The organism is Nocardiopsis gilva YIM 90087, from assembly GCF_002263495.1.
Taxonomy (GTDB): Bacteria; Actinomycetota; Actinomycetes; order Streptosporangiales; family Streptosporangiaceae; genus Nocardiopsis_C; species Nocardiopsis_C gilva.
Map to the genome: position 1 here is coordinate 3,423,618 of NZ_CP022753.1, position 23,642 is coordinate 3,447,259.

The following is a 23,642-nucleotide window of genomic DNA, read 5'->3' on the forward strand; positions in this document are numbered from 1 at the left end:
GGTGCCCCTCCCGAACACACGAATGCGGCGGCCCCTTCCGTCCGGGGTCGCCGCGTCGCTGTGCCATACCGCGGGCTGATCCTGGGCCGCATCGGCTGATCACCTGCCCACCTCTCCCGAGCCTCCGCCTCGCGGACGGCGTGCCCGCTGCCGATTTCGGCCACGCTCGGGGTATTGCCGGGCTTGTCCGCAGGCGACACAGTCGCACTGTCAGGACGCATGAGACCGCCGGGGTCTCGTGCGCCATCGTGGATCGAGGAGCCCTCACATGGACTCACGCTCCAGAACCGCCCTCATCGTCGGAGCATCCGCGCTTGCCGCGTTCGGCGGCAGTGGAATCTGGCTGGTACTGCGCGATGAACATCGGGGGCGTGAGAGTGGAGAAGCCATGGGGAAGTTGACGCTGGTGCCGCGGGACGACGGCACGGATGTCTTGCATGTCGTCGATTCTGCGAACGGGGCACTGGTGGGCCAGGCGATTCCCAGCGACGTCTATCCGGGGAAATGGCGGGCAGCGGTGAGGGATCCCGGGGCCGGCTTCAGCTTCGTGTGCGAGACCGGGGCCGGAGAGAAGTTGGTCGACCGCTCGCAGAACGGGACCGAGACCTTCGGCAGCGCGAAGAAGGCGAAGGAAGCCATCGCGCGGCACAGAATGTACTGAGAAGCCGGTCGGGGCTCGCAAAGACCGTCGAGCGCACTGCGCCGCACTCGCCGAACGGCGTGGGGCGGCATGGTCGCGTCGAGGTTTCCCCCTATGTCGGCGCGAGGACACCGTCAAGGGCGGGACGGCCTTGGGCCCTGCAGGAGGCGGCGTCCTCGCGTTCGGGCTCGCTCACCCGGCCTACGGCGCGCTTGAACTCGGGGCACTCGATGAGGGGCGTGTGTTCGCAGACGGCGGCGTGCCGCAGGCTGTCGCGCAGGCGTACCAGTCGGTCGATGGTCTCCTCCACCTCCTGGGCCTTGTCCGCCAGGCGTTCGCGCAGCACCCTGTCTTCGGGGGTGGCCGCGAGGAAGGCGCCGACCTCGGCGATGCTGAACCCCGCTCTGCGCGTGCAGTTGATCAGCCCGAGCCGGTGCATCACATCGGGCCGGTAGGCGCGGCGCAGTCCGTTGCGCGCCACCGGGGCGATGAGTCCCTTCTTCTCATAGAACCGCAGTGCCGACGGGGCCAGACCCGAACGCCGCGCCACCTCACCGATGTCCAGCAGCCCCTCCAACTCCTGACCTGCCTCGGCGCCCGCCGCTGCCGCGACGTCGTCGGGCGTCGATCCGCGCTCCAGCCCGTGTCCACTGTCCCTACCCATGCTCTGTCTCCCACCCGACATTGACTTGAACCGGACTTCAAGTCGCAGTGTAGGCGCATGCGGATTCACCACCTCAACACCGGGTCAATGCATCAGATCGATCCCACCTACGACGGCGTGAAGCCCCGCCGGGTCGTGTGCCACTCCCTGTTGGTCGAACGCGACGATGACGGACTGGTCCTGATCGAGACCGGGCTGGGCCTCAACGATGTGCACGATCCCCGCCGCTCCTTGGACGCAGAGTGGATGGAGCTGGCCGGTCCGGTGCTCGACCCCGACGAGACCGCGGTCCGGCAGGTCACCGCCCTGGGGTACGAGCCGACCGACGTCCGCGACATCGTCCTGACCCACCTGGACGTGGACCATGCGGGCGGACTCCCCGACTTCCCCTGGGCCCGGGTCCACGTCACGGAGGAGGAGCTGCGCGCCGCCCGAGCCGAGGCACCCGATCCCCGGTATCGGCCCGCCCACTGGTCCCACCGGCCGCGCTGGACCACCACCCCGGCCGACGGCGGCCAGCCGTGGTTCGGACTCGACGGTGCCCGTGAGCTGGACGGGCTGCCACCCGACATCCTTCTGCTCCCACTCGGCGGGCACACCCTCGGCCACGCCGGGGTCGCGGTGTGCGACGGCGACCGGTGGCTGCTGCATGCCGGAGACGCCTACTACTACCACCGCGAGCTCGATGCCGAATCTCCGCACGGCCATCCGCTGTTGGACGTCGTGCAGCTGGGCGCCCAGGTGGACGAAGCGCAACGGCTATCCACCCAGGAGGCGCTGAGGACGCTGGTCCGCGACCATGGCGACCAGGTCATCGTGTTCAGCGCCCACGACCCCTGGGAGCTCCACCGCCACCGGCAGGACTCCACTTCATGGCGCTGATGGAGACAGGAGAACCCCGTGGCACGACGATGCGGCGGCCCAACGCTCTCTGTGCGGGGCCGCCGCATAACTCGCTGTCAGGACCAAGCGGCTGCCACCATGGGCGCGCAGCGGTCCGGCCAGGTCAGACTTCGACGCGCAGGAAGCGGTCACCCTCGAAGTTCCACACCTCCACGGCCTCGACGTCCTCGGGGGCGATGAGGGCAGCGCCCTCCAGCGTGGTTCCCTCCTCGCCGTCAGCGGAAGTCAGCCAGCTCCCGGCGACCTCGCGTTCCTTGTTCTTTCCGGTCACGACGAGGCGGCACTTCTCCCCGGCGGGGATCCCGGAGATCGCCGCGTTGACGCGGACCCACCCCTTGGCGGGCTCTATCGTGACCTCTCCATTGGCTCCCGTCAGCGGGTCCTCTCCGGAGACGGTCACGGTTCCCTCGGGGGCGTCGGGTGGCTCCGTGGGTGCGGAGGGACTGGGGGCCGTCTGCGGGGGCACGTCGGGGCCCATGCCCCGTCCGGCCGCCACACCGCCACCGACGAGTACGGCCGCTGCGGCCGCCGCCGCGACCGACACGAGCACTCGGCGCCGCCGCCCCGCGCTCGCACGCTCCTCTCGGACACTGCGCAGTGTGCGCTGCAGCAACAGGTCGCCCCCCTCCGGCGGCCCGGTGAGCATCGCCTCTGGGGGCAGATCGCCGAGTGTCTCCTTCATTTCACGGAGTCCCGCCACCTCGCTGCGGCATTCGGCGCAGTCCGCCGCATGCCGCTCCACGACGGCCGCCTCTTGGGGATCCAGCGTGCCCAGGACATAGGCACCGAGAAGGTAGCCGTCCTGGTGTCGCGTGCCGCTCATCCCGCTGCCTCCTTCAGCACGACCTCTCGGCTCCTGAACATGTCTCTGAGCGCTCTGAGCGCGTAGTGGGACCGAGACTTGACCGTACCGGGTGGGACGCCCAGCACTTTGGCCGCCTCTCCGACGCTCCGGTCCCGGAAGTAGACCTCGACCAGCACGTCGCGGTGGTCGCCGGACAGCTGGTCGAGGGCCTCCATGACGACCATCGAGTCCACGACGGAATCGGCGTGGTCGCTCTCGACGGCGCTGATGGGTGTCTCGGCGACTTCCTTGGGGCGCGCCTCACGCGCTCGTATGCGGTCGGTGATGATGTTGCGGGCGACCGTGAGGAGCCACCCGCGCACCGAGCCTTTCCCGCTCACCAGGGCTTCAGAATGGCGCCATGCCCGGATAAGGGTTTCCTGGACGACGTCCTCCGCTGCCGCCCGGTCGCCTGTCAGCCGGGTGGCATAGGCCAGTAACGCGCGTCCGTGCTCCTCGTAGAGCGTCCGAATCAACGCCTCGTCGGAGGCCGTCATCCGGTCGCGGGACAACGCACGTGTCATCCCTACACTCCCTCCTATCCGGTGCGGATGGCACCGGCAGAACCGCATCGGCTCGTGTGGGACACGACTGCGGGTCAGGTTCGGTTCAACGGGGGTGCGGCCGATGAGCAGCAAATGTGGTGCCGAGGACCCAGCGTGCGGGCGGGGTCGTCGAAACCGCTCCGGCCGCTGTCACAAGGTGGGGTCGATCGCGAACGGGCGGGGCAGCTCGGGGAGCCGGGATCACGGGATATCGAGCCAGCTTCCGCGTGCCAGACGGCGTCAGTATGGCAACGCCATCGGCCGAGCCGAGAGGGGTGACCTCCCTCCGCGGAGGGGGTCTGGAATGAATCCGCCCAGGTCAGGCGCGATGCGGTGGCAGCGGTACGAGCGCGGCGGCGCCTGCGGCGAGGCTGCGACCGGGTATGCCCAGTCCTTCCGGTGGCACTCCGAATGTCGAGACCCGTGGCGGTGCCGGTGGACGGCGGGCCAGGGGGTGGGGGGAAGTGGTCATTGGGGGGTCTTCCCGGTCGGGGGGTCGGGAGCGACCCATAATGGCAGCGCCGTCCTGGGGTGGTCTAGAGGCTCATGTGGCTGATGCCGGATTTGGAGCAGGATCCGAACCGGCGGGGCCGCCACCTCTGTCACATCGCACAGCTCTGGCAGCGCTAGTCACCGACGAGCACGGCCCCCGCGAGCTTGCGCGGTGCGCTCCCGTGGATCTCGTGACCTCATTTGGGGCCGATGGATCAGGGGTTAGCGCTCCTTCTCCCGGTCCGCCTCGCGGTACCAGCGGTCGAGCAGCTCAGGCAGCTGGTCGAAGAGGAAGGCGTAGAAGTCGTGCATCCGCTTGAGGCGCTGCCCGGCGATGCTGTCCTCGCCGGTGGCCTCCAGCCCGGCCCGCGCCGCCTCCTGCATGGCCCCCACGATGTGGTTCTGCTTGGTGAACAGGGTGGCCCAGGCGTCCTTGCGGAGGCGGTGGTGGTCGCGTCGGCTGTTGGCGACGGGAACGCGTTCGAGGAGACCGACCGTGGTCAGCATCTTGATCGCGCCGGAGACCGATCCCGCACTGACGCCGAGCTCCTCGGCAACCTCGCCCTGGGTCAGGGTGGGCTGCTCGGTGAAGAGGAAGGCCGCCAGTACGCGGGCGGTCATGCGCTGCATACCGCCGTCGGTGAGGATCAGGGCCAACCGCTCGGCCGTCTGTCGTCGATCCTGCTCTGCGGACAATCCCTTTGTCTCCGTTCCTCCGCCTGTCGGCTTCTGACCTGCACCTCGAAGGATAGCCAAGATTCCGGAACCATGGAGTCTTCAGAAATTTCTGAAAATCGGATAGTGTGGTTCTCATCGAGCCCGCGAGCGAGCGGATGCCGATGGTGTGCCGGGAAGTCTGGTCGGCGAGTGATGTCCATCCCGTACTGCGGGCCACCACGGACCACGGAGGAATTGCCCGATGAACGCCACCAACCCGACCCCGACCGGCGCCGACGACAGGATCGACCTGGGCACCCCCGAGCTGACCCGCGACCCGTTCACCGCGTACTCGAAGCTGCGGGAGCAGGGCGCCGTGCTGCCCGGAAAACAGGCCGTGATCGGTGATCCCACGTGGATCGTCACGCGCTACGACGACGTCAAGACCGTGCTGGCCGACGCACGCTTCGTCAAGGACCGCACGTCCATCCCCGGCTTCGAGGCTGACGACAGCCGGTTCCGGTTTTTAACCGCCTTCGGCCTCCCCGAGGAGTACATGGGGTACATGGTCAGCCTGCTGGACCTGGACGGCGAGGAGCACACGCGGCTGCGCAAACTCGTGTCCCGTACGTTCACCGTGCGCCGGATCAGCGAGCTGCGACCCCGGATGGAGGAGATCGTCGACGGACTCCTCGACCGACTCCCTGAGCAGGCCGACGAGAACGGTGTCGTGGATCTGCTGAACCAGTTCGGCTACCCGTTCAGCATGACCGTCATCTGCGAGCTGGTCGGTATCGATGAGGAGGACCGGGCGGCGTGGCTTGGGTTCGGAGAGCAGCTGGGCTCCGAGGACCCCGCTGAGTTCGCCGGAGCTGTGCGGGGAGTGATCGACCACGTCCATGCCCTGATCGAGCGCCGCCGCAACGAGCCCGCAGAGGACCTGCTGACGGGGCTCATTCGGACGCATGACGAGGACGGTGACCGGCTCACGGACGCCGAGATGGTCACCATGATCTTCACGCTCGTCATGGCGGGGTACGGCACCACCGCCTCCTTCATCGCCAATGGGACGGTCGACCTTCTCACCCACCCCGACCAGTTCGAGCTGCTCAAGCGCGAGCCCGAGCTCATGCCCCGCGCGGTTCACGAGCTGCTGCGCCGGGTTCCGCCCGCCCAGTTGGTCGGGGTCCGGTACGCAGCCGAGGATGTCGAGATCGGCGGCACGACGATCAAGCAGGGCGACGGCGTGACAGCGATCCTGGGCGCGGCCAACTTCGATCCGCGCCAGTTCGACGAGCCGGACACGCTCGACATCAGGCGGGAGTCGGCGGGGCGAAGGGAGACACACGTTTCCTTCAGCCACGGCGCGCACTACTGCCTGGGCGCGGCCTTGGCCCGCCAGGAGAGCGAGGTCGCCTTCACGAAGCTGTTCGAGCGGTTCCCGAACATCATGCTGGCCGTTGGCCCTTCCGAGCTGCCCCGGTCCCACCAGCCGGGTGCCTGGATGCTGGAGGAGCTGCCGGTTCGGCTCTGAACCGGATAGTCAGAAACGGGCGAGAAGAGCGGTCCGGAGAAATCGCCTGTGGGGTGGTGCGCTATAGCGCACCACCCCACAGGTCGTACTCAGCCGCGGTCGACAAGGGGGTTGAGGGCCGAGGCTGCGGACGCGTCGGCCTTGGCCTGGGCTTGTGCCTGGGTGAGGACATCCACGATCGGGCCGACCATGGAGGGGTCGATGTCCAGGGTGACGCGCTCGTGCACTCCGAAGGACAGGGCGATCACCTCGCCTGCCCCCTCCGACCGGCAGTTCACGGTGGTACCGGCCGGGACTCTGATGCTGGAGTACGTACTGAGAGCGTCGTCGCTAAAGAGGCTGGTCACGGCGTAGACCTCGCTTCCGGCGATATGGTCAGGCTACGGAAAGCCAGCGATCACCAAGACTTGTTATAGCTTGGCTAACGCTTACAATAAGCCGTAAATGCCGATTCCGTCAGCGCTTCAGCGAAGTTCGTCGTGGTGGAGGTAAGAAGATGGCGAGGGCCAAGCCGACGGTTGCACGCCGACAGCTGGGCCTGACCCTGAGACGACTCCGAGAGCAGGCGCGACGCTCCCAGGTACAGACCGGCAATGCCATTGGTAGGACCGCTGCCAGAATCAGCCAGGTGGAAACGGGTGCCGGATCGTTGAGCGCTGACGATCTGACGGCCCTGCTGGACTTCTTTGGTGTCGAGGGCGAAGAACGAAAGACCGTGCTCTCTATCGGAACTGAGGCGCGTCGCCGTAGCCGTCGGGCCCCCTACACCGATTCGCTACCTGGATCTTTCCAACGACTGGCGGACCTTGAAGCCGACGCAGTCGAGATTTGCTCCTATGAAGCAGGCATCGTTCCAGGTCTTCTGCAGTCCCCCGATTACGCCCGGGCTACGATCCGGTCCTGCGACGGTATGTGGTGGGAGGAGTCGGAGCAGGAGATTGAGGACCGCATCGCCTTCCGCCAGAAGCGACAGCGCCGAGTATTCGACGCCGAGGCTTCCAAGCGACTCTCATTCGTCTTCACAGAGGACACCTTGGAGCATGAGATGGGCGGTCCGTCCGTGATGCGCGGCCAGATCCTGCACATACTTCAGCTGATGGAGAAGCTTCCGAATCTCAGCGTCCGAGTGATTCTTTCGGAAACCAAGAACAACCCACTACTGGGTGGTGGGATCATCGTCCTTGGATACAGTGATGCGCCGAGTATCGGCTGTGCAACAGTCGTCTTTGGGCCCTGCACCTATCATGACGATGAAGACGACACACAAGCACTGAAGCGGGGATTCCGTCGAGCGTCTGAGCTGGCATTAAACGTGCAGGACTCCCGCGAACTGCTTGTTCGTCAGCTAAAGGAGAGTTGGACATGAGGCATACGACCGGCTGGTTCAAGAGTAGTTACAGCGCCGGAGGTAGCAATGCCTGTGTGGAGGTCCGAATCTCCCGCGAAGGTATTGACGTCCGTGACTCGGTGAATCCGACGAGGTCTACTCTCGCCTTCAGCGACGCCGAATGGCGGGCGTTCCTTACGACTGTAGAGGACGGTCGGAGATGAGGCATGCCAGCGATTGGCTAAAGAGCAGCTACAGCGCTGGGGCGAGCAATGCCTGCGTGGAGGTATGCATCTCCCCGAGGAGAATCGACCTACGCGACTCCACTCACCCCACCGGTCCCGTCCTCACCTTCGACGACGTTGAATGGAACGCCTTTCTGAGAGGTCAGGCGGTGACGGGGAGACCCGCCGAGCGCCATTCGAGGATTCCCTCCTCGAGTAGCGCCGCATCGCGGCCGTTGGCGGTGAGCAGTCGCACGGCGTCGTACGACATCACGCAGTAGCGACCCCGGCAGTAGGCAACGACCTCGGTGTCCTCGGGGATCTCGGCCAGGCGATCGGCCAGCTCCTCCAGCGGTACGGACACTGCGCCGGGGATGTGCCCGGCGGCATACTCGTCGGCCGGGCGCACATCGAGCACCATCGCCCGGCCGGAGGTGGCCGCGGCCATGAGCTCGTCGCGGCCGACCATGCGCAGGTCGGTGTCGTCGAGGTGGGCGCGGCGTGTGGCCTCGACCTCGGCCCGATGCGCATCGGCCACCCGGCACAACAGCGAGGTGAGCGCGGCGACGTCGTCACCGGCCAGCCGGTAGAAGATCTTCGTCCCTTCGTTGCGCGCGGCCACCAGCCCCGCCTGGCGGAGGACCTGGAGGTGGGCCGAGGCGGTGGTGAGCTTCAGCTGTGCGGCGTCGGCGAGCTCCTGTACCGGACGCTCGGCCTGGGCCAGTAACAGCAGAATCTCCAGGCGTTTGCCATGCGCGAGGGCCTTGCCCGTGGCGGCTACTGCACTGAAGAGGTCGGTATGGTCCATGCTCGCACCTCGCTTTTCCATAATTCCATGGAATAATATGCGACTGATACCGCCGGTGCCACCCCCTTGCCGTCAGGTGCGGCGAGAAGCACAGGTGGGGGCGAGGAAGGGAGAGGACACGAGCATGAGTGACGATCTGGGGCAGGCTCAGCACGATCACTGGCAGAACGTCTATGAGCGCAGCCCGCACATGTACGGTTCCGAGCCCTCAGCGGCCGCCCGGCACGCCGCCGAGCAGTTCTCGGCCGGTGGCGCGCGCACGGTGCTGGAGCTGGGTGCCGGGCACGGCCGCGATGCCCTGTGGCTGGCCGAGCAGGGCTTCGCCGTCCAGGCCACCGACTTCAGCGCCACCGCCGTGCGACAGCTGGAGTCCGCGGCCGTCGAGCGAGGGATCGACGACCGCGTGCACACTCACGTCCACGATGTGCGTCGCCCGCTGGCCTTCGCCGATGCCAGCATTGACGGGGTCTTCGCGCACATGCTGCTGTGCATGGCTCTGTCCACCGCCCAGATCCACGCCGTTGTCACGGAGATCGGCCGAGTGCTGCGCCCGGGCGGGCCCCTGGTCTACACGGTCCGCCACTCCGGAGACGCCCACTACGGCACCGGGATCTCCCACGGCGATGACATCTACGAGCACGGAGGCTTCGCCGTGCACTTCTTCGGCCGCACGCTGGTCGACGACCTGGCCCGCGGCTGGCATCTGGAAGAGGTCCACTCCTTCACCGAGGGTGAGCTGCCGCGCCGACTGTGGCGGGTGACCATGGTCAGGCGCTGAGACTCCTTCCCCCGATCTCAGCTGGGGACCTCGCGTGCTGACGACGGGCTGGCAGGTCGACGCCGTGTGGTCACCCAATTGGCACCACGCGCCCGGAAATGAACCGATGGCTGAGCCGGGGACGGCCGTGCCCGCGATGATTCCGCGAGCCGGAACCCGCACAACCGGCGCGCCGAATATTTCTTCACAAATCATTGAAAGTTCAATGGTGACTCGCCAGAGTGAGCGGTGCATTTCCTCCATTTCCCCCACACCGGAGGTCACGTGTCCCGCTCAATCGCCGCTGTCACAGCGGCGCTGCTCTTCCTCGCGTCTCTCACCGCATTCGCGCCCGCGCAGTCTCCCGCGAAGGCGGCCCAAGGCGGCAGCATCTCTGTCCTCACCTACAACATCGCCGGGCTCCCCGAGATCGGCACCGACCAGAGGCCCAGTGTCAACACGCCGATCATCGGTGAGCGCATCGGCCGCAACGACATCGTCCATGTTCAGGAGGACTTCAACTACCACGCGGCGCTGTACGCGGCCAACGACCACCCGCACCGCACCCCCACCAGCGGGGGTGTCCCGTTCGGAGACGGCCTGAACACCCTCTCCCACTACCCCTACAGCGACTTCGAGCGGGTGAAGTGGGAGGACTGCAACGGTGTCGACTGTCTGACACCCAAGGGCTTCACCTTCTCGCGGATCCGCCTGACCGAAGGCGTCTACCTGGATTTCTACAACCTCCACACCAACGCGGGCGTTTCGTCAGCCGACCTCGCCGCGCGCCGCTCGAACATCACCCAGCTGTCGGACTACATTCAGCGCAACTCCCGAGACAACGCGGTCATCGTCATGGGAGACACCAACACCCGCTACACGCGCGCCAAGGACAACATCCGCGAGCTTGTCGACGACAACGGCCTGACCGATGCCTGGGTGGTGACCGAGCACGGCGGCCAGCCGCCCGCAGCGGGCGACCCCGCGCTGGTGTGCGACCCGGAGGCGCTGGTCGACGACTGCGAGGTCGTGGACAAGATCCTGTTCCGCGGCGACGCGTTCATCGACCTGGAGCTCACCGCCTACGCCAACGACCACACCGACTTCCTCGACAGCGCGGGCGAGATGCTGTCCGACCACTTCCCGCACTCGGCCGAGTTCACGTGGACGACGGACGACGCCATCCAGATGAGCGATGTCGCGGGTGGCCCGCACGGCACTCCCTTCACCGACATCGCCCGCGTCGCGGCGGACGCACAGCCGACCGCGCTCACCCTCCGGGGCGGATCGCGCCTTGACGCGATCGGGATGGCTTACGCCGACGGCACCCGCACCGGCCACGGCGGTACCGGAGGGACCTCCGCCGAGCTCATCCTGGAGGCGGGAGAAAGCCTGACCTCGGCGACCCTCTTCACCGGCAAGAGGAACGACCACACCCGCGTCTTCTCCGCCGAGTTCCGCACCGACCGGGGCCGCACCCTGACGGTGGGCACGCCCACCGACGACACGGTCACGTACACCGCACCGGCGGGATGGCGCATCGCCGGATTCCACGGCCGCGCGGGCGACGAAGTGGACAAGGTCGGTCTCATCTACACACCGATCTCCTGACCACCGACCATCACGGCCGGACACGACGTGGGCGGGCCTGCGGGACTGTGCTCCGCGGGTCCACCCACGTTCACATGCGCGCCGCTACCGCTCCCCCACGGATCTGCTGAAACTCCGTGAAACAGTGAAGGAACCGCGGTGAGTGCTGTGGCCCGCACGATGGGCGTCGCCGCGGCAATCGAGTCCGCCGCGGTGACGACGGGGGAGCAATAGGACCAGGCCATTCCTATCGAATGCGGCGATCGCGGCGCTCGGGTTGCGCACGTCGTTCGGTGCAGCGAGGTGGGGATGGAGATGGAGGGGCGGGGCTTGCCAAGGGCGACCGGCTTCGTGGCCGTCGTTGCTGTCAGGCGGTGGTGTCCAGGACGAAGTCGAACTCCGCCGCCTTGGATGAGCCGACATCGCGAACCTGCATCAGCAGGCGGGAGTCGAAGATCGGATCCGTACTGTTGCGCGGCTCGCCGGGGAAGTACAGCTGGGTCGTCAGTACCGGGCGGGACGGTGCCTGGACCTTCACATGGAGGTGTCGGGTCCGGCTCGGGTACAAGCCCGGGACGATCGTGGACAGCCGGAAGGCGCCGTCGGCTCCGGTGAACTGGTGGCCGCGGTAGCGGTACCCCACGTTGTCGTAGACGCCCGCGTCGTCGGCCTGCCAGAAGTCCAGCAGGGCGCCGGCCACCGGGCGGCAATCGAGGGCGAAGACATATCCGGAGACGGTGAGCAGGGTCCCGGGATCGCCGGGGATCACCAGGTCGGAGCGCTGCGGGGAGTTGGGCTTGAAGTAGGGCCCCTCGATCTGCGGGGGCGTCGGATCGTCGCCGTCGTCGCAGGACGGGGTGGGCGCCAGCGAGCGCGAGTCGGCGACGCGGTCGCGTGCCAGGGCGGGGGCGGCGCCGGTCGTGCCCAGAAGTGCGGCCGCGGGGCTCGCGACCAGGGCGGCTTTCAGTACGGTCTTGCGGCTGGGGCCCGCGGTTTCCGGGCCGGATCGGTCGGTGCTGTCTGCCACGGTGCGCTCCTCGTGCTGTCACTGGGTACACGGGTCGTGCTGTCGTCGAAGACACGGGGCCCGGCCGGGACGCCCTTGGGTGAGGACGACACTACGGTCGGTGGCACGGGGCGGGCGATGGACTAACGGTCGCGACCGTGGTGTATTTCGACACCGGCATAGGACCGGCTCCGGAACTCGCCGGGGCTGATGCCCGTCTCGCGGCGGAAGAACCGGCAGAAGTAGGCGGGATCGGAGAAACCGGCGCCCCGGGCCACCGCGGCGATGGTCATCTCGGTACCGGACAGCAGGCGCTTGGCCTCCAGCACCCGGGCGTCGCGGAGCAGCCTGCCGGGGGTACGGCCGGTGGCCCCTTTGACCGCGCTGGCCAGATAGCCCGACGTCACGCCGAGCTCGGCGGCCATCTGTCCGACCGAGCGGCCGACGGCAGTACCTCCGGGCCGGTCGAGCAAACGCAGGAAGCGCGCGGCCAGACGGCTGGCCTGGTCCGCCGGTGTCGGCGACGCGGACCCCCGACGTGTTGGGTCTCGGGCCGGGACCCCACGGGCGGGCAGGCGTGCCGTTCGGGTCAGCAGGATGTGTAGGTAGGCCCGCACGACCGAGGCCATGCCGGGTCGTCGAGCACGGGATTCGCGCAACATCTCGGCGAACACGGCCGCGGTGTCGGCCTCCGCCGCAGGATCCAGCACCTGCCACGGGCGCTCGACGGCCAGCCGGCGCAACAGTTCGCGGTCGGCGGGGCGGTCGAGCAGGAAGGCGTCCTCCAACAGCAGCACATGGCCGTCCAGCCCGCGGACTCGGTCCCAGTAGTGCACCTGCCCCGCGGCCATGATCCCGAGATTGGGCGGTTCGATTGGCCAGTGGTGCAGGTCGATGACGTGGCTGCCGCGACCGCCGGTGACATGGACGATCTCGTGGAACGTGTGCCGGTGGGGAAACGACGCCCGGGAGAGCGGGCCGAGGGAGTCGAAGGTCCCGACGGCGAACGGGAACAGGTGCGGGGCGGGCACCTCGAGCCGGTGCAACTCCAACGCGGAAGCGGACTCCATGGGCGCTCACCTACCCAGCCCGCGATCCCCTCATTGCGACGAAGGGACCCGTGGCGTCAGCGGCCGCCCCACAGAATTCTCCAAACAATTCTGGGGGAGCTGTCGATCAGGTCGTCACCCGTTCGACGAAAGGGTGAGTCGTCCGCCCATCGTCCTGCGCTGACGCGATGACGCCAGCCGGGTCGTCGGCGGGACTCAGGCCGACGGTCTGCTCCAGCCAGGCCAGGTAGTGCTCGTTTTCCACGAGGTCATCGCATTCGCGGATACCGAAGCATTCCCATTCGATGTCCGGCTCGCGGTCGGTCGGCAGCGCACCAAGGAGTTGAAGGAACTCCCGCACGTTACGGGCGACAATGTGGACACCGCCCTCGTCGCCCACGGGACCTCCATGGATGATCGCTGCGGGGTGCCACGAAGGCTAGCGTCGGGGGACGACAGACCGTCGCGGCAGCCGTCCCACCCAGCTCAGGCGGTCTTGACCTGGGTGTTCTGAGCGGCAACGATCCGCCACTCTCCTTCGTCTCCTTCCTCTTCCCTAGCCAGGACGTACACAGGGCGACCCTCGGGCAGTTCGGGAAGCGGTCGGCCATCGAGGTCGACCGGCCGCTGGTGGACGTTGACGACGGCCACATCGGGACGGACGAACAGGATGCGGACGACGTGGTAGGTGGCGGTCGACTCCTTCATCGCCCCGGGCAGCACCTTGTGAGTGAATTCGCTGATCACATCCCACCCCGACATGCGTACGCCGTGGGCGGTGGTCCAGACAGGGGCGTGCTTGCTGAACAGTTCCATGAACGCACCGGGCAGTTCGTTGAGGTCGTCGAACACCACGTCGCCAACGAACGTCAGCTACTCACCGACCTGACCATCGACGAGCAGACCCAGCTCGCCGCATTGCTCCGGCGCCTGCTCCTCTCCCTGGGAGACACGGGACACCCCATGGCCGACGATTGACGCAAAGCGTCTCCGGCGGCATCCGGCGTTGAGCCGAGAGGCGTTATGAGGAGAGCGTGGCGAGGCCTGCCCGGACAGCGGCGGCGCTTCTGTCGAGCTCGACGCGTTCTCGCACCCGCCAGTCGGCATCGACCCGGAAATTGTCGTTAGCAAATCGTGGGAAGACATGGAGGTGCGCATGGAAGACCTCCTGGAAGGCTGCTTCACCGTCAGCCAGAAACAGGTTGATGCCCGCACATCGCAGGCCTGAGCGGCGAAGCGCGCGGGCAAGCCGATGGGCCACCCTCCACATATGGACGCCGAGAGTCTCCTCAATCTCATCCAGGCCTGGCACGTGCTCCCAAGGCACGACCAAGAGATGCCCGGGAGTCACAGGCTGGATATCCATTAAGGCCACGGCCGTTTCGTCCTCATGCACCGTGCTGGCTTCTGCCTGACCTCGGACTATTTCGCAAACAATGCATTCGCTGACGTTCACGAAAATTCTCCTTACATGGGAATCGGCCCTATGACATCAGAACGTGGTGTTATCGGCATCGGCCCAGGGCCGCTCCTCGTTAGAGCTGGGAGTTCAGTCCACCCGGCAGGAACGCAGCAGCTGGGGAGGGCCCGCAGGGCTCTGCTCTGTGGGCCCTCCCCCACGTCCACCCACAGCACCCCCATCCGGTGCTCCCGAAACCCCATGAAACCGCGAAGAAACCGCGGTGAGTGCGGTGCCCCGCACGATGGGCGTCGCCGCGGCACATGAGGCCGCCGCGGTGACGACGAGGGAGCAAGATGACCAGTCCATTCCCATCGAATTCGGCGATCGCGGCACACGGGCTGCGCTTCACCGACCCGCGGTCGTTGGCGGCCGCCGCGCGGATCCTCAGTCCCACGTCGCACGACGGACGACGCGGCGGTCGAGATCGACGGGCTGTCCGTGCACACCCCCACCTCGACGACGGCTTCCTCATGCTCACCGGCCGCCCCGAAGGTGGGAAGGACATCCAGGAGGCCCAAACAGCCCGAGCCGTTAAAGAAACCGGGCGATAACCACGCTCACCTACGCAGCCCGCGAATCGGCGACCAATGCTGCGCCGCAACCTCCGCCACATGGTGCGCTACCCGTCCATACCCCTGATGCTCGTGCCCTTCCCGGGCAGCGGCTTCGTCCCTACCGAAGCGATGCCCGTCTAGCTGGGCTGGTTCGCCGAGTACCAGACGTTCACGCCTGTCATCGAGACGCTGCGCGGGCCCCTGCTCGGCACCCCGATCGGCGACAGCGCCCTGCTGGCCGTCGCCTGGTGTGTCGGTCTCTTCCCGGTCTGCTGCCTGTGGGCCAAGAGGCTCTTCAACCGCGAGCCCACGCGCTGACCGACCGCCTGCTCGCACCACGACCCACACCAACCACACCGCACGGAAGGAAAGGAATCGCGATGACCTCGACCTCGCTTGCCGACCGATGGGGCATCCAGCCGCAGCACGCCTGGCTGCGCGGCCAACAACCAGAAGCCACGGTCGAGTACGACGAGAAACAGCGCCACTGGAACGTCTTCGGCTACCCCGAGACCGTCGACATCCTCGCCGATCCGGCCACATTCGCCTCCGACGTGACACGGCTGTATCCCGATTCCATACCCGAGTCGTTGAAAGACGGCGACCTGACACTGATGGACGGAGCGGACCACCGCAAGCTGCGCAAACTCACCGTCCACGCGTTTACTCCGAGGACCGTGGCCGACCTCGAACCCCGGATCACCGAGATCTGCGGCGAACTCCTCGACAAGGTGGCCGAGCAGGAGCGGATCGAGCTGGTGAACGACCTCGCCTACTCCCTCCCGGTGATCGTCATCGCTGAGCTGCTGGGTGTCCCGAGCAGCGACCGCGACATGTTCCGGGAGTGGGCGGACGAAATGCTCGCCGCCCAGATGGAGTGGTTCGACAAGAAAGACCAGCCCCAGGGCGAGCAGATGCCGCTGGACTTCACGGCTCCCATCTCCGACTACTTCCGCGAACACGCGAATGAGCGCAGGAAGCGGCCCCGCCAGGACCTGCTGACCCGGCTGGTCGAGGCGGAGGTCGACGGGGAGCGGCTGACCGACGACCAGGTGACGACCTTCGCGGGCCTGCTGCTGACAGCCGGGCACATCACCACCACCATGCTCCTCGGCAACACGGTGGTGTGCCTGGACGCCCACCCCGAGCAGCAGGCGCGGGTGCGCGCGGACCGCTCGATGGTCCCGACCGCGATCGAGGAGGCGCTGCGCTTCCTCAGCCCGGTTGCCCACGCGATTCGGGCCACGACCACCGACGTCGAGGTCGCCGGGCAGCGGATTCCGGCGGATCAGTTGGTGATTGCGTGGATGTCGGCGGCGAACCGGGACCCGCGCCAGTTCGACCGGCCGCACGCATTCGACGTGACCCGCGACCCCAACCCCCACCTGGGGTTCGGGCGCGGTGTCCACTTCTGCCTGGGGGCGCCGTTGGCTCGTCTGGAGAGCCGGATCGCGCTGAACGCGCTGCTGGACCGGTTCCCGGCACTGCACACGGACCCCGGTGACCCGCCCGTCTTCATGGAGCACATGTCATTCACCGGGGTGCGGAGGCTGCCGCTGCGCATCCGATAGCGGGTTCTAGCGCTGGGTTGCTCTGGCGGATCCCCGGTCACGGAGCGCCGCCAGAGCTACGGCGCGCAGCTCGTCCCTGCCGAGATCGGCGTAGGCCGACACCGCGTCGGCGTACACCGGTCCGTCGGCTTTCTCAACGATGGTGCGGATGCGCGCGGCGGACATGGTGGGGTGGAAGTGCCGCAGGTAGGCGAACCGCTCGGCGAGGGCGATCATGTGCACGCCCGACCTCGTCGCGGACGCGTCGCCGGTGCGCGTCGCCCGATCCAGGTCCACCATGGCCAGAGCCAGCAGGGCCGTGCCGCAGATCGGAAGCTCCAGAAGGTAGATCGGCGGATGTGCCACGGGACGGGTGAGCATAGCGGCTAGGTCGTCTTCCAGGCCCTCGACGATCTCGGCGACGAGATGGAGTCGCCCGTGGTATGCGTGAGCGACCACGGCGACGGCGCGGGTCTCCACGGTCCATGTCTCCACGCCGGGCGGAGCGCCGTGCTCGGGCGGGGCTTCGTCCTTCTGCCAGGCCCGGGCGGCTTCACGCCACATCTGTAGCCCCTCCTCGACCTCGCCTCGCGCGAGCAGGATCTCCGCCCGCGCGCCGAGCGCGGTCGGCACCGCTCCCAGCGTCTCCTCGGAGGGCCCCGTCACCGCGTTGAGCCAGTGCTCCGCCTCGTCGATGGCACCGCGTTGCATGTTGGCGCCGACCATGACGAAACGCAGGCCGTCGACGATGGGATGGGGGTGGAGCCCCTCGGCCAGCCGCAGCATCTGCAGCGCGTGGTGCCGTGCCCGTTCGCCGTCGCCGACCCGCAGCGACAGATCTCCGATCCGGGCATGGGCCTGGTAGAGCATCCATGGGTGCGGGCTGCGCTCGAATACGTCGAGCGTCCGCTCGGCCGCCGCGAAGGCGCGGTCGAGGTCGTCATCCTGCTCGCGCAGGTAGCTCGCTGCGGCGTTGGCGACACCGGCGAGCAGCGGCTCGTCGCTGTCGCACAGGTGGCCTAACGTCGCGGCACGAGAACCCGGCACCGCAGGCAAGGCGAGCAGGACCACCGCGAAGGACCGGACGAGAGTGTCGGGCGAGGCCGCTGGCAGCCGGCGCAGCGCGGCCAGGGAACGCAGCTCATGTGGCCCCTGCATGCAGGCACTCAGGGCGCACACCGTCAGCGCCGTCCGGGCGACCTCCACGAGAGCCGAGGCGGGCGGCGGACGGAAGCGGGCCAGCGCCTCCACGGACTCCTCGGCCAGCTTGGCGAGGCGCGTGTAGCTGCCCTCAGCCACCCACCTCCCGCCGAGGAGGGCCACGGCGGCGGCGACGGTGGCGTCGTCGCCCCGGTCCAGACCGTGGCGCAGCGCGTGGACGAGGGTGTCCTGTTCGTCGCCGAGCCGCTGTACGGCCGATGCGTTGTCGGTGGCGGCGAAGACCGCGTCGTGGTCAGCCGCGGCGAGGTCGCGCACCCATCCCAGATACCCCTCCAGTGCGCGTTCGGTTTCTCCGGCTTCCTCGCGTCGGGCGGCGCTGAACTCCCGCACCGTCTCCAGCATCCGAAAACGTGTGCCCGAGGGGGTGTCGTCGACCTTGAGGAGGGACTGGTCGACCAGGTGCTCCAGGACGTCCGGTGGAGCCTTCCCCGGGCCCATTCCCGCGTGCTCGTCGCCGCTCTCCAGGAGCCGTCGCGCGGCGTCCGCCGTGAATCCGTCGGGAAAGACCGACAGGCGGCGCATCGCGGCCTGGCCATTCGGGGTGAGGAGGTTCCAGCTCCAGTCCACGACGGCGTGGAGCGTGCGGTGCCGCTGCGGTGCGTCCCGCGTACCGCCCCGTAGCAGGGTGAACCGGTCCTCCAGGCGGCGGGAGATCTCGGCGACCGACATGACGCGAACCCGGGCCGCGGCCAGCTCGACCGCGAGCGGCAGTCCGTCCAGTCGCTCGCAGAGCCGCGTCACCGCGGTGGTAGGGAGGTCGGCGTCCGGGCGGACGGCCCGCGCACGCTGATCGAACAGCTCGACGGTGGTCGGCAGGGGCAGTTCCGGCAACGGATACACGGCCTCTGAGGACAGGCCCAGCGGTGCGCGACTGGTGGTGAGGACCCGCAGGTTCTGGGCCATGGCGACCAGGGAACGGACCAGTTCGGCCGCGCCGTCGACGACGTGCTCGCAGTTGTCGAGCACCAGGAGCGCGGCGCCGGGGCCGAGCGCCTGGACGATGCCGACGAGGAGGTCGGTCCGGCTTCGTGGGCGACCGCCCCCAGCCGGGTACGTCTCGCCCGCGCCGAGGACCGAGGCGACTTCGCGGGCCACGTCGACGTCGGACGTGATCCCGGCGAGCGGCACGACGTGTACGACCCGGTGCTCGGCCTGGCGGCTGACGGCGTGTGCCAGGCGTGTCTTGCCCAGACCGCCAGTGCCGACGATCGTGGCGACGCGGCACGTCCGCAGCAGCTCTGCGACGGCGGCGATGTCGTCGGCGCGCCCCAACAGCGGGTTGGGCTCATGCAGGACGCCGTGCCGCAACGGGGGTGCCTGCTCCTCCAACAGGCGCTGATGCAGATCCCGAAGCTCAGGACCGGGATCGGCGCCGAGATCCTCGCGGATGGCCCTGCGGTAGGAGTCGTACCGCGCCAGGGCCGCGGAGGGGCCGGCCGTTGCCGACTCGCAGCGCAGCAGCTCCGCCATGACCTCCTCGTCCCGCGGGTGGTCGTCGACCAGGCTGGTCAGTGGTTCGAGCGCTTCGCCGCGCCGTCCCAGGCGGGCCAGGGACAGCGCGCGCACGCGTCGCAGGGACTGGCAGGTCGTGCGGCGTTCGGCTCGGAGCACCGCCACCGGGTCGCCGGGCGCGGCGAGCGCGTCGGTTGTGAGGTCGGCGTTCGCTGACCCCGCCCACAGGGCGAGCCCTGCTTCGGCGTGCGCGAGCGCGTTCGCGTGGTCACCGGCGCGGGCGCTGCGGACGGCCGAGTCGGCGCTGAGCACGGCGGCCGACGCGTCGACCTGCTCCTCGCACAGGGTCAGGCGGTAGCCGGTGGGGGTCCGCGCGATGAGGTCGGAGCCGAGCTGGGTGCGGGCACGCGAGACGAGGATCTGGAGCGCCTTGGTCGGGTTGGCCGGCTGCTCGTCCGGCCAGAGGCCGTCCACCAACCGGGCCGAACTGCAGCCCGTCCGCAGATCGCCGGCCAGGAGCGCGAGCAGTCCGCGCAGCCGCGGTCCGGTGATCTCCTGGCCGCGGCAGACAACCCGCGACAACAGGGTCAGCTCGATTTTCACGCGGCGAAGCGTAACACCGCGGGGTCGGCCAGCCCGTCATGGCGCTGGGGAGTGCGGCACCGCCCCGGCCACTCTCACTCACCGGAGAGGAAATCGGTGATCAGCCCCGTCACCCGCGCGGGAGCGTCCTCCTGGACGAGGTGACCGGCCGAGTCGATCCACCGCAGCTGTGCCTGCGGGATCCGCTCGGCCAGCCGTGCGGCGTGGTCCGGCGAGAGCCAGCCGTCCTCCCTCCCCCACGCGACGAGGACGGGACAGGCCAACTCGTGGTATCGGTCCTCGACCTCTGCGGTGAACCGCTCATCGGCTTGGGCGATCTGCCGGTAGAAGGCTGGCTGGCCCTCGTCGCCGAGCCAGGGGGCGGCCAGTGCCTCCAGCACGTCGGCGCGCAGACCGGGGTGGCTGGCCGTGGCGATGTAGCTGCGGACCAGCGCCTCGTGGAGGTGCGAGGGGAGCGCGGCGAAGACCTCAGCGTGCTGGTTGACCAGACGGAAGAACTCGCTACCCCAGGGGCGCAGGCTCACCGCGTCGATCAGGGCGAGGCGGTCGTAGCGGGCGCTGTCCAGCAGCGCGGAGCGCAGCGCGACCGCCCCGCCGAAGTCGTGGGCGATGACGGCGGGGCGGTCCAGGCCCCAGTGGGCCAGCAGCGCGGTGAAGACGGACTGCTGGGCGGCCAGGGAGACATCCTGCCCCTCGTACTTCGCTGAGCTGCCGTAGCCCGGCATGTCCCAGAGGTAGACGGTGTGCCGCCTGCTCAGTGCCGCGGCGATATCGCGCCACACGTAGGAGGAGAACGGCGTCCCATGGAGGAGCACGACGGGGCTGCCCTGGCCGTGACATGCCCAGTGGACGGTGCCGTGCGGTGTCTCGTAGCGCTCGGGAAGCACGTGATCCATTCCGGAACACTCCTTTCGTTACCGACTAATGACTATTGTCGGTAACGCCAGACGTTACCACCATAGCGAGCACGCCAGTAACCTCTGGCTCATGCCCTACACACGACCCGCGGCTCCGGGCGCTCTGGAACGGATCGAGACGTTCTGCAACTCGGCCCGCTTCCTCTATGACGAGGACGCGTTCACCGATCCCGACACCGCCCGCGCCTGGCTGCGTGCCCATGGCTGGTCGAACGTCGGCGACCTGGACGAACCCGCCCTCGGCGAACTGGTGCGGGTCCGCGAGGCCCTGCGAGAGCACATCGCAGGCGAGAGCGGCGAGCACGCCGCGTCCGCGCGCGACATCCTCAACGCCCACGCCCGCGCGGCCCTCCTCCCACCCCAATGGGGACGGGACGGCGAGCCGGAGATTCCCACCATCGAGAGAACCAGCGCAACCACCGCCCTCATCGGCTCGCTCCTGGCCACCCTCGCCAAAGAGGAACTCGCCGGGCGCCGCCCCCGGCTCAGGGTGTGTGCGTCTCCTGAGTGCCGATGGGTCTACTACGACCGCTCCCCCGGCAACAACAGCATCTGGTGTGCGATGGACATCTGCGGCGCCCGCCACAAAATGCGCACCTACCGCAGCCGCCGCCCCGCCCACTGACCCGGCCGGGGCCGGTAGCCTCCCGACATGCTCATCTGGATCAACGGGGCTTTCGGATCCGGGAAGACGCAGACCGCCTTCGAGCTGCACCGACGCCTGCCCGGAAGCTTCGTCTGCGACCCCGAGCACCTCGGGTTCGGACTGCACCGCATGCTCCCCCGCGAACGGCGCGGCGACTTCCAGGACATCGCGGCGTGGCGGCAGGGGGTCCACGAGGTCCTGGACGGCCTCCTGCGTGAGTTCGACGGGACCGTCATCGTGCCCATGACGATTGTCGTTCCGGAGTACCACCGGGAAATGTTCGGACGGCTCCAAGCGTCGGGACACGAGGTCCGCCATGTTTCCCTCATGACATCGCCCCAGACGCTGATGCGCCGGATCCACTCACGGGGCGAAGGGCGGGAAAGCTTCGCGGCCAGGCGGCTGGAGCATTGCCTGACCGCACTGCGGGAGCCGGACTTCGCCACACATCTGGACACCGACCAGCTCTCGATCGCGTCCGTCGCCGAGGCCATCGCCGACACGACCGGGCTCAACCTGGCCCGGGAGTCCGGGAACGCCTTGACCCGACGGGCACAACGCTGGTGGACCACGCTGCGCCACATCCGCTTCGACTGACCCCGACCCGATCACCTTCGCGGTCAACGTCCCCCTCAACAACACCCTCGACTCGGCCGGGACGCCGAACCAGGTCGACGACGTCGCATCGGTCCGCGATCACTTCGAGGCAACGTGGGTGCGCTGGAACATTGTCCGTGCGGTGGCATCAGCGGGTTCCTTCGCGTGCCTCGTCTGGTCCCTAGTGCTCTACGGAGGTAGCTGACTTCCCCCAACTCCCAAGTTCACGAGCAAGATAGGAACATGAGCGATCACCACTACGCCTGGGGCGCCGGACCCACGCTGAGCGGACGTGACACCGTCGAGGTTCAAGCTGGTCGAGACGAGGCGCGACGTGCGTACGACTTGGCAGTGGCTATTCGGACACGGCGCCTTGAGCTTGGGCTCTCGCAGACGGAGTTGGCTCGCCGCGCCGGCATGACTCAACCTGTAATTTCTCGCCTTGAGGAAGGCGGTGGGGTGCCGACCATTCGCGTGCTCGACAGACTTGCCGCAGCTCTGGATGCCGACCTTGTGGTGGCGTTCGCCCCACATGCGGCCTCAGGGCACAGTAAGCGCTCAGGTCACTGGTCTGATCCTGCGTAGAGTGCCGATATCGAAGCAGCGCCACGAAGTAGTTCGTCGCGTGCTTCGAGTGGACTCAGGACCTCCAGGTTCGCGCCGAACTGGAGGAGTTGGCGGACTCCGCCGAGGACGGGGTACGTGAGTTCGATGGGGACCCACTCGTCCGGATCGGGAACCCCGTTCTCATTCAGATCTGGCAGCTCGGGGAGGGACACCAGAGGCGGCGAGCCGAGGATGCGGACGGCCAGGTCCAGCCGGGAGCGCCGGATTTGCGCCTGGATGCGGACGCCTTCCGATCGGTTCTCTACCTCGTTCCGCAGTGCCGCCCACACCTCCTCCAGCTCCACGCCCTCCCGCCGCCGCACGGGCGCCTCGGTGACGGACGCGGCGGCTACCCGATCGGCCCGGAACGGCTGCGGCTTCCCTCGCCGGTCGGCGACCAGGTACCAGACCCCGGCCTTGGCCACCAGGCCGTAGGGGTCCACGGTGTAGGTCCGCGGACGGGTCTCGCCGCTGTGGCGGTAGCGGAGGCGCAGCCGGCGGTCGGCGAAGACCGCCGTGTGCAGGGTGTCCAGGTCAACACCGGGACGCGGCCCACGCATCCACCGGTCGGGGTCGACGAGGATGCGTCGGCTGGTGAGTTCGGCTGCGGGGCGGTGGGGCGCGGGTAGAGCGGCCATGACCTTGCGCAGTGCCGATCCGAGGGCCCTGTCCAGGCCGAGGGCGGTGTGTGCGCCCTGCGCCGCCAGGACGAACAGCGCCCGCGCTTCATCCGAGGTGAGCCCCGTGACGTCGGTGCGGAACCCGGGGAGGAGGGCGATCCCGCCGTTCCTACCGCGCTCGGCGTACACCGGGACACCCGCCGCCGACAGCGCGTCGACGTCGCGGTAGATCGTCCTCGGCGAGACCTCCAGGCGCTCGGCGAGCTCGGTCGCGGGGACGCGCCCCCGGGTCTGCAGGAGCAGCAGGATGGACAGGAGTCGATCGGCCTTCACGCGCTCCAGCATGCGCCATGAATACGACAGCCGATGTCCGG

28 protein-coding genes are annotated in these 23,642 nt (G+C 68.2%); 14 read left to right on the forward strand and 14 right to left on the reverse strand.

Going from position 1 to position 23,642, the window contains the following annotated elements:
* Positions 1 to 268 precede the first annotated feature (268 nt).
* Positions 269 to 661: a hypothetical protein gene (locus CDO52_RS15540; RefSeq protein WP_017619098.1), complete on the forward strand. Its 393-nt coding sequence runs from the start codon at positions 269 to 271 to the stop codon at positions 659 to 661.
* A 91-nt stretch (positions 662 to 752) separates the two neighbouring features.
* Here the strand turns inward: CDO52_RS15540 and CDO52_RS15545 are convergent, their stop codons facing one another.
* Positions 753 to 1,304, reverse strand: coding sequence for a MerR family transcriptional regulator (locus CDO52_RS15545; RefSeq protein ID WP_017619099.1), 552 nt, complete (start codon positions 1,302 to 1,304; stop codon positions 753 to 755).
* 87 nt (positions 1,305 to 1,391) lie between these two features.
* Here CDO52_RS15545 and CDO52_RS15550 point away from each other — a divergent pair, with 87 nt between their 5' ends.
* On the forward strand, positions 1,392 to 2,186 hold the full coding sequence (locus tag CDO52_RS15550) for an MBL fold metallo-hydrolase (RefSeq protein WP_232524204.1): 795 nt from the start codon (positions 1,392 to 1,394) through the stop codon (positions 2,184 to 2,186).
* 124 nt (positions 2,187 to 2,310) lie between these two features.
* Here the strand turns inward: CDO52_RS15550 and CDO52_RS15555 are convergent, their stop codons facing one another.
* The 3 genes from CDO52_RS15555 to CDO52_RS15565 all read right to left on the reverse strand — a co-directional run bounded on the left by CDO52_RS15555 (position 2,311) and on the right by CDO52_RS15565 (position 4,784).
* Positions 2,311 to 3,030: a zf-HC2 domain-containing protein gene (locus tag CDO52_RS15555; protein ID WP_017619101.1), complete on the reverse strand. Its 720-nt coding sequence runs from the start codon at positions 3,028 to 3,030 to the stop codon at positions 2,311 to 2,313.
* The gene (locus tag CDO52_RS15560) at positions 3,027 to 3,575 is read right to left on the reverse strand and encodes a sigma-70 family RNA polymerase sigma factor (RefSeq protein WP_017619102.1); all 549 of its coding nucleotides are present in this window, start codon (positions 3,573 to 3,575) and stop codon (positions 3,027 to 3,029) included. The genes CDO52_RS15555 and CDO52_RS15560 overlap by 4 nt, the downstream gene beginning before the upstream one ends.
* A gap of 735 nt (positions 3,576 to 4,310) precedes the next feature.
* Positions 4,311 to 4,784 (reverse strand): GbsR/MarR family transcriptional regulator, encoded by a 474-nt coding sequence (locus tag CDO52_RS15565; protein WP_026125874.1) that lies wholly within the window; start codon positions 4,782 to 4,784, stop codon positions 4,311 to 4,313.
* Between the two features lie 223 nt (positions 4,785 to 5,007).
* Between CDO52_RS15565 and CDO52_RS15570 the strand changes: the two genes are divergently transcribed.
* Positions 5,008 to 6,279 carry a cytochrome P450 family protein gene (locus CDO52_RS15570; RefSeq protein ID WP_017619104.1) on the forward strand — a complete coding sequence of 424 codons (1,272 nt, stop codon included), beginning with the start codon at positions 5,008 to 5,010 and terminating at the stop codon, positions 6,277 to 6,279.
* A gap of 89 nt (positions 6,280 to 6,368) precedes the next feature.
* Here the strand turns inward: CDO52_RS15570 and CDO52_RS15575 are convergent, their stop codons facing one another.
* On the reverse strand, positions 6,369 to 6,626 hold the full coding sequence (locus CDO52_RS15575) for a hypothetical protein (RefSeq protein WP_017619105.1): 258 nt from the start codon (positions 6,624 to 6,626) through the stop codon (positions 6,369 to 6,371).
* Positions 6,627 to 6,775: 149 nt separating this feature from the next.
* Between CDO52_RS15575 and CDO52_RS15580 the strand changes: the two genes are divergently transcribed.
* The 3 genes from CDO52_RS15580 to CDO52_RS29250 are packed head-to-tail and all read left to right on the forward strand — an operon-like array spanning position 6,776 to position 8,111.
* On the forward strand, positions 6,776 to 7,645 hold the full coding sequence (locus CDO52_RS15580) for a helix-turn-helix domain-containing protein (protein WP_026125875.1): 870 nt from the start codon (positions 6,776 to 6,778) through the stop codon (positions 7,643 to 7,645).
* Complete coding sequence (locus CDO52_RS15585; protein ID WP_083919900.1) at positions 7,642 to 7,830, forward strand: DUF397 domain-containing protein; 189 nt, start codon at positions 7,642 to 7,644, stop codon at positions 7,828 to 7,830. The genes CDO52_RS15580 and CDO52_RS15585 overlap by 4 nt, the downstream gene beginning before the upstream one ends.
* On the forward strand, positions 7,827 to 8,111 hold the full coding sequence (locus tag CDO52_RS29250; protein WP_152471650.1) for a DUF397 domain-containing protein: 285 nt from the start codon (positions 7,827 to 7,829) through the stop codon (positions 8,109 to 8,111). Before CDO52_RS15585 ends, CDO52_RS29250 begins: the two co-directional genes overlap by 4 nt.
* On the opposite strand, the gene CDO52_RS15595 is transcribed toward CDO52_RS29250, so the two are convergent.
* Positions 7,994 to 8,638, reverse strand: coding sequence for an ArsR/SmtB family transcription factor (locus tag CDO52_RS15595; protein ID WP_017619107.1), 645 nt, complete (start codon positions 8,636 to 8,638; stop codon positions 7,994 to 7,996). The two genes, CDO52_RS29250 and CDO52_RS15595, sit on opposite strands and share 118 nt — an antisense overlap.
* Before the next feature lie 124 nt (positions 8,639 to 8,762).
* Here CDO52_RS15595 and CDO52_RS15600 point away from each other — a divergent pair, with 124 nt between their 5' ends.
* Both CDO52_RS15600 and CDO52_RS15605 read left to right on the forward strand, forming a co-directional pair.
* Complete coding sequence (locus CDO52_RS15600) at positions 8,763 to 9,416, forward strand: class I SAM-dependent methyltransferase (protein ID WP_017619108.1); 654 nt, start codon at positions 8,763 to 8,765, stop codon at positions 9,414 to 9,416.
* Positions 9,417 to 9,680: 264 nt separating this feature from the next.
* Positions 9,681 to 11,006 (forward strand): jacalin-like lectin, encoded by a 1,326-nt coding sequence (locus CDO52_RS15605; RefSeq protein ID WP_017619109.1) that lies wholly within the window; start codon positions 9,681 to 9,683, stop codon positions 11,004 to 11,006.
* 346 nt (positions 11,007 to 11,352) lie between these two features.
* Here the strand turns inward: CDO52_RS15605 and CDO52_RS15610 are convergent, their stop codons facing one another.
* The 4 genes from CDO52_RS15610 to CDO52_RS15625 all read right to left on the reverse strand — a co-directional run bounded on the left by CDO52_RS15610 (position 11,353) and on the right by CDO52_RS15625 (position 13,856).
* On the reverse strand, positions 11,353 to 12,012 hold the full coding sequence (locus tag CDO52_RS15610) for a dioxygenase family protein (RefSeq protein ID WP_017619110.1): 660 nt from the start codon (positions 12,010 to 12,012) through the stop codon (positions 11,353 to 11,355).
* 122 nt (positions 12,013 to 12,134) lie between these two features.
* Positions 12,135 to 13,061, reverse strand: coding sequence for a helix-turn-helix transcriptional regulator (locus tag CDO52_RS15615; protein ID WP_017619111.1), 927 nt, complete (start codon positions 13,059 to 13,061; stop codon positions 12,135 to 12,137).
* 106 nt (positions 13,062 to 13,167) lie between these two features.
* Positions 13,168 to 13,440, reverse strand: a complete 273-nt coding sequence (locus CDO52_RS15620) for a hypothetical protein (protein ID WP_017619112.1) — start codon at positions 13,438 to 13,440, stop codon at positions 13,168 to 13,170.
* 86 nt (positions 13,441 to 13,526) lie between these two features.
* Complete coding sequence (locus tag CDO52_RS15625) at positions 13,527 to 13,856, reverse strand: SgcJ/EcaC family oxidoreductase (RefSeq protein ID WP_017619113.1); 330 nt, start codon at positions 13,854 to 13,856, stop codon at positions 13,527 to 13,529.
* Between CDO52_RS15625 and CDO52_RS15630 the strand changes: the two genes are divergently transcribed.
* Entirely contained in the window at positions 13,836 to 14,018 is a 183-nt protein-coding gene (locus CDO52_RS15630; protein WP_017619114.1) for a hypothetical protein, read from the forward strand. The two genes, CDO52_RS15625 and CDO52_RS15630, sit on opposite strands and share 21 nt — an antisense overlap.
* A 43-nt stretch (positions 14,019 to 14,061) precedes the next feature.
* Here the strand turns inward: CDO52_RS15630 and CDO52_RS15635 are convergent, their stop codons facing one another.
* Positions 14,062 to 14,496 (reverse strand): HIT family protein, encoded by a 435-nt coding sequence (locus CDO52_RS15635; protein ID WP_026125876.1) that lies wholly within the window; start codon positions 14,494 to 14,496, stop codon positions 14,062 to 14,064.
* Positions 14,497 to 15,436: 940 nt separating this feature from the next.
* Between CDO52_RS15635 and CDO52_RS15640 the strand changes: the two genes are divergently transcribed.
* A complete protein-coding gene (locus CDO52_RS15640) occupies positions 15,437 to 16,627 on the forward strand; it encodes a cytochrome P450 (RefSeq protein WP_017619117.1) in 1,191 nt (396 codons plus the stop codon).
* Between the two features lie 6 nt (positions 16,628 to 16,633).
* Here the strand turns inward: CDO52_RS15640 and CDO52_RS15645 are convergent, their stop codons facing one another.
* Both CDO52_RS15645 and CDO52_RS15650 read right to left on the reverse strand, forming a co-directional pair.
* Positions 16,634 to 19,882, reverse strand: a complete 3,249-nt coding sequence (locus tag CDO52_RS15645; RefSeq protein WP_017619118.1) for an ATP-binding protein — start codon at positions 19,880 to 19,882, stop codon at positions 16,634 to 16,636.
* Between the two features lie 74 nt (positions 19,883 to 19,956).
* Positions 19,957 to 20,778 (reverse strand): alpha/beta fold hydrolase, encoded by an 822-nt coding sequence (locus CDO52_RS15650; protein ID WP_017619119.1) that lies wholly within the window; start codon positions 20,776 to 20,778, stop codon positions 19,957 to 19,959.
* A gap of 91 nt (positions 20,779 to 20,869) precedes the next feature.
* Between CDO52_RS15650 and CDO52_RS15655 the strand changes: the two genes are divergently transcribed.
* Genes CDO52_RS15655 through CDO52_RS15670 form a run of 4 tightly spaced genes read left to right on the forward strand, consistent with a single transcriptional unit; the run spans position 20,870 to position 22,627 of the window.
* Positions 20,870 to 21,424, forward strand: a complete 555-nt coding sequence (locus tag CDO52_RS15655) for a CGNR zinc finger domain-containing protein (RefSeq protein ID WP_017619120.1) — start codon at positions 20,870 to 20,872, stop codon at positions 21,422 to 21,424.
* Positions 21,425 to 21,451: 27 nt separating this feature from the next.
* Entirely contained in the window at positions 21,452 to 22,042 is a 591-nt protein-coding gene (locus CDO52_RS15660) for an AAA family ATPase (protein ID WP_017619121.1), read from the forward strand.
* A gap of 10 nt (positions 22,043 to 22,052) precedes the next feature.
* On the forward strand, positions 22,053 to 22,247 hold the full coding sequence (locus tag CDO52_RS15665; protein ID WP_094932484.1) for a DUF1772 domain-containing protein: 195 nt from the start codon (positions 22,053 to 22,055) through the stop codon (positions 22,245 to 22,247).
* A 38-nt stretch (positions 22,248 to 22,285) separates the two neighbouring features.
* Positions 22,286 to 22,627 carry a helix-turn-helix domain-containing protein gene (locus CDO52_RS15670; protein ID WP_083919902.1) on the forward strand — a complete coding sequence of 114 codons (342 nt, stop codon included), beginning with the start codon at positions 22,286 to 22,288 and terminating at the stop codon, positions 22,625 to 22,627.
* Here CDO52_RS15670 and CDO52_RS15675 read toward each other — a convergent pair.
* Positions 22,606 to 23,613 (reverse strand): helix-turn-helix transcriptional regulator, encoded by a 1,008-nt coding sequence (locus CDO52_RS15675; RefSeq protein WP_198345737.1) that lies wholly within the window; start codon positions 23,611 to 23,613, stop codon positions 22,606 to 22,608. The genes CDO52_RS15670 and CDO52_RS15675 overlap by 22 nt on opposite strands.
* Between the last annotated feature and the right edge of the window lie 29 nt (positions 23,614 to 23,642).

Bases quoted from the DNA above. Each gene is read 5' to 3' on its own strand.
- CDO52_RS15540 (WP_017619098.1), top strand. From the start codon at position 269: ATGGACTCACGCTCCAGAACCGCCCTCATCGTCGGAGCATCCGCGCTT.
- CDO52_RS15545 (WP_017619099.1), bottom strand. From the start codon at position 1,304: ATGGGTAGGGACAGTGGACACGGGCTGGAGCGCGGATCGACGCCCGAC.
- CDO52_RS15550 (WP_232524204.1), top strand. From the start codon at position 1,392: ATGCATCAGATCGATCCCACCTACGACGGCGTGAAGCCCCGCCGGGTC.
- CDO52_RS15555 (WP_017619101.1), bottom strand. From the start codon at position 3,030: ATGAGCGGCACGCGACACCAGGACGGCTACCTTCTCGGTGCCTATGTC.
- CDO52_RS15560 (WP_017619102.1), bottom strand. From the start codon at position 3,575: ATGACACGTGCGTTGTCCCGCGACCGGATGACGGCCTCCGACGAGGCG.
- CDO52_RS15570 (WP_017619104.1), top strand. From the start codon at position 5,008: ATGAACGCCACCAACCCGACCCCGACCGGCGCCGACGACAGGATCGAC.
- CDO52_RS15580 (WP_026125875.1), top strand. From the start codon at position 6,776: ATGGCGAGGGCCAAGCCGACGGTTGCACGCCGACAGCTGGGCCTGACC.
- CDO52_RS15585 (WP_083919900.1), top strand. From the start codon at position 7,642: ATGAGGCATACGACCGGCTGGTTCAAGAGTAGTTACAGCGCCGGAGGT.
- CDO52_RS29250 (WP_152471650.1), top strand. From the start codon at position 7,827: ATGAGGCATGCCAGCGATTGGCTAAAGAGCAGCTACAGCGCTGGGGCG.
- CDO52_RS15595 (WP_017619107.1), bottom strand. From the start codon at position 8,638: ATGGACCATACCGACCTCTTCAGTGCAGTAGCCGCCACGGGCAAGGCC.
- CDO52_RS15600 (WP_017619108.1), top strand. From the start codon at position 8,763: ATGAGTGACGATCTGGGGCAGGCTCAGCACGATCACTGGCAGAACGTC.
- CDO52_RS15615 (WP_017619111.1), bottom strand. From the start codon at position 13,061: ATGGAGTCCGCTTCCGCGTTGGAGTTGCACCGGCTCGAGGTGCCCGCC.
- CDO52_RS15625 (WP_017619113.1), bottom strand. From the start codon at position 13,856: ATGGAACTGTTCAGCAAGCACGCCCCTGTCTGGACCACCGCCCACGGC.
- CDO52_RS15640 (WP_017619117.1), top strand. From the start codon at position 15,437: ATGACCTCGACCTCGCTTGCCGACCGATGGGGCATCCAGCCGCAGCAC.
- CDO52_RS15650 (WP_017619119.1), bottom strand. From the start codon at position 20,778: ATGGATCACGTGCTTCCCGAGCGCTACGAGACACCGCACGGCACCGTC.
- CDO52_RS15655 (WP_017619120.1), top strand. From the start codon at position 20,870: ATGCCCTACACACGACCCGCGGCTCCGGGCGCTCTGGAACGGATCGAG.
- CDO52_RS15660 (WP_017619121.1), top strand. From the start codon at position 21,452: ATGCTCATCTGGATCAACGGGGCTTTCGGATCCGGGAAGACGCAGACC.
- CDO52_RS15670 (WP_083919902.1), top strand. From the start codon at position 22,286: ATGAGCGATCACCACTACGCCTGGGGCGCCGGACCCACGCTGAGCGGA.
- CDO52_RS15675 (WP_198345737.1), bottom strand. From the start codon at position 23,613: ATGCTGGAGCGCGTGAAGGCCGATCGACTCCTGTCCATCCTGCTGCTC.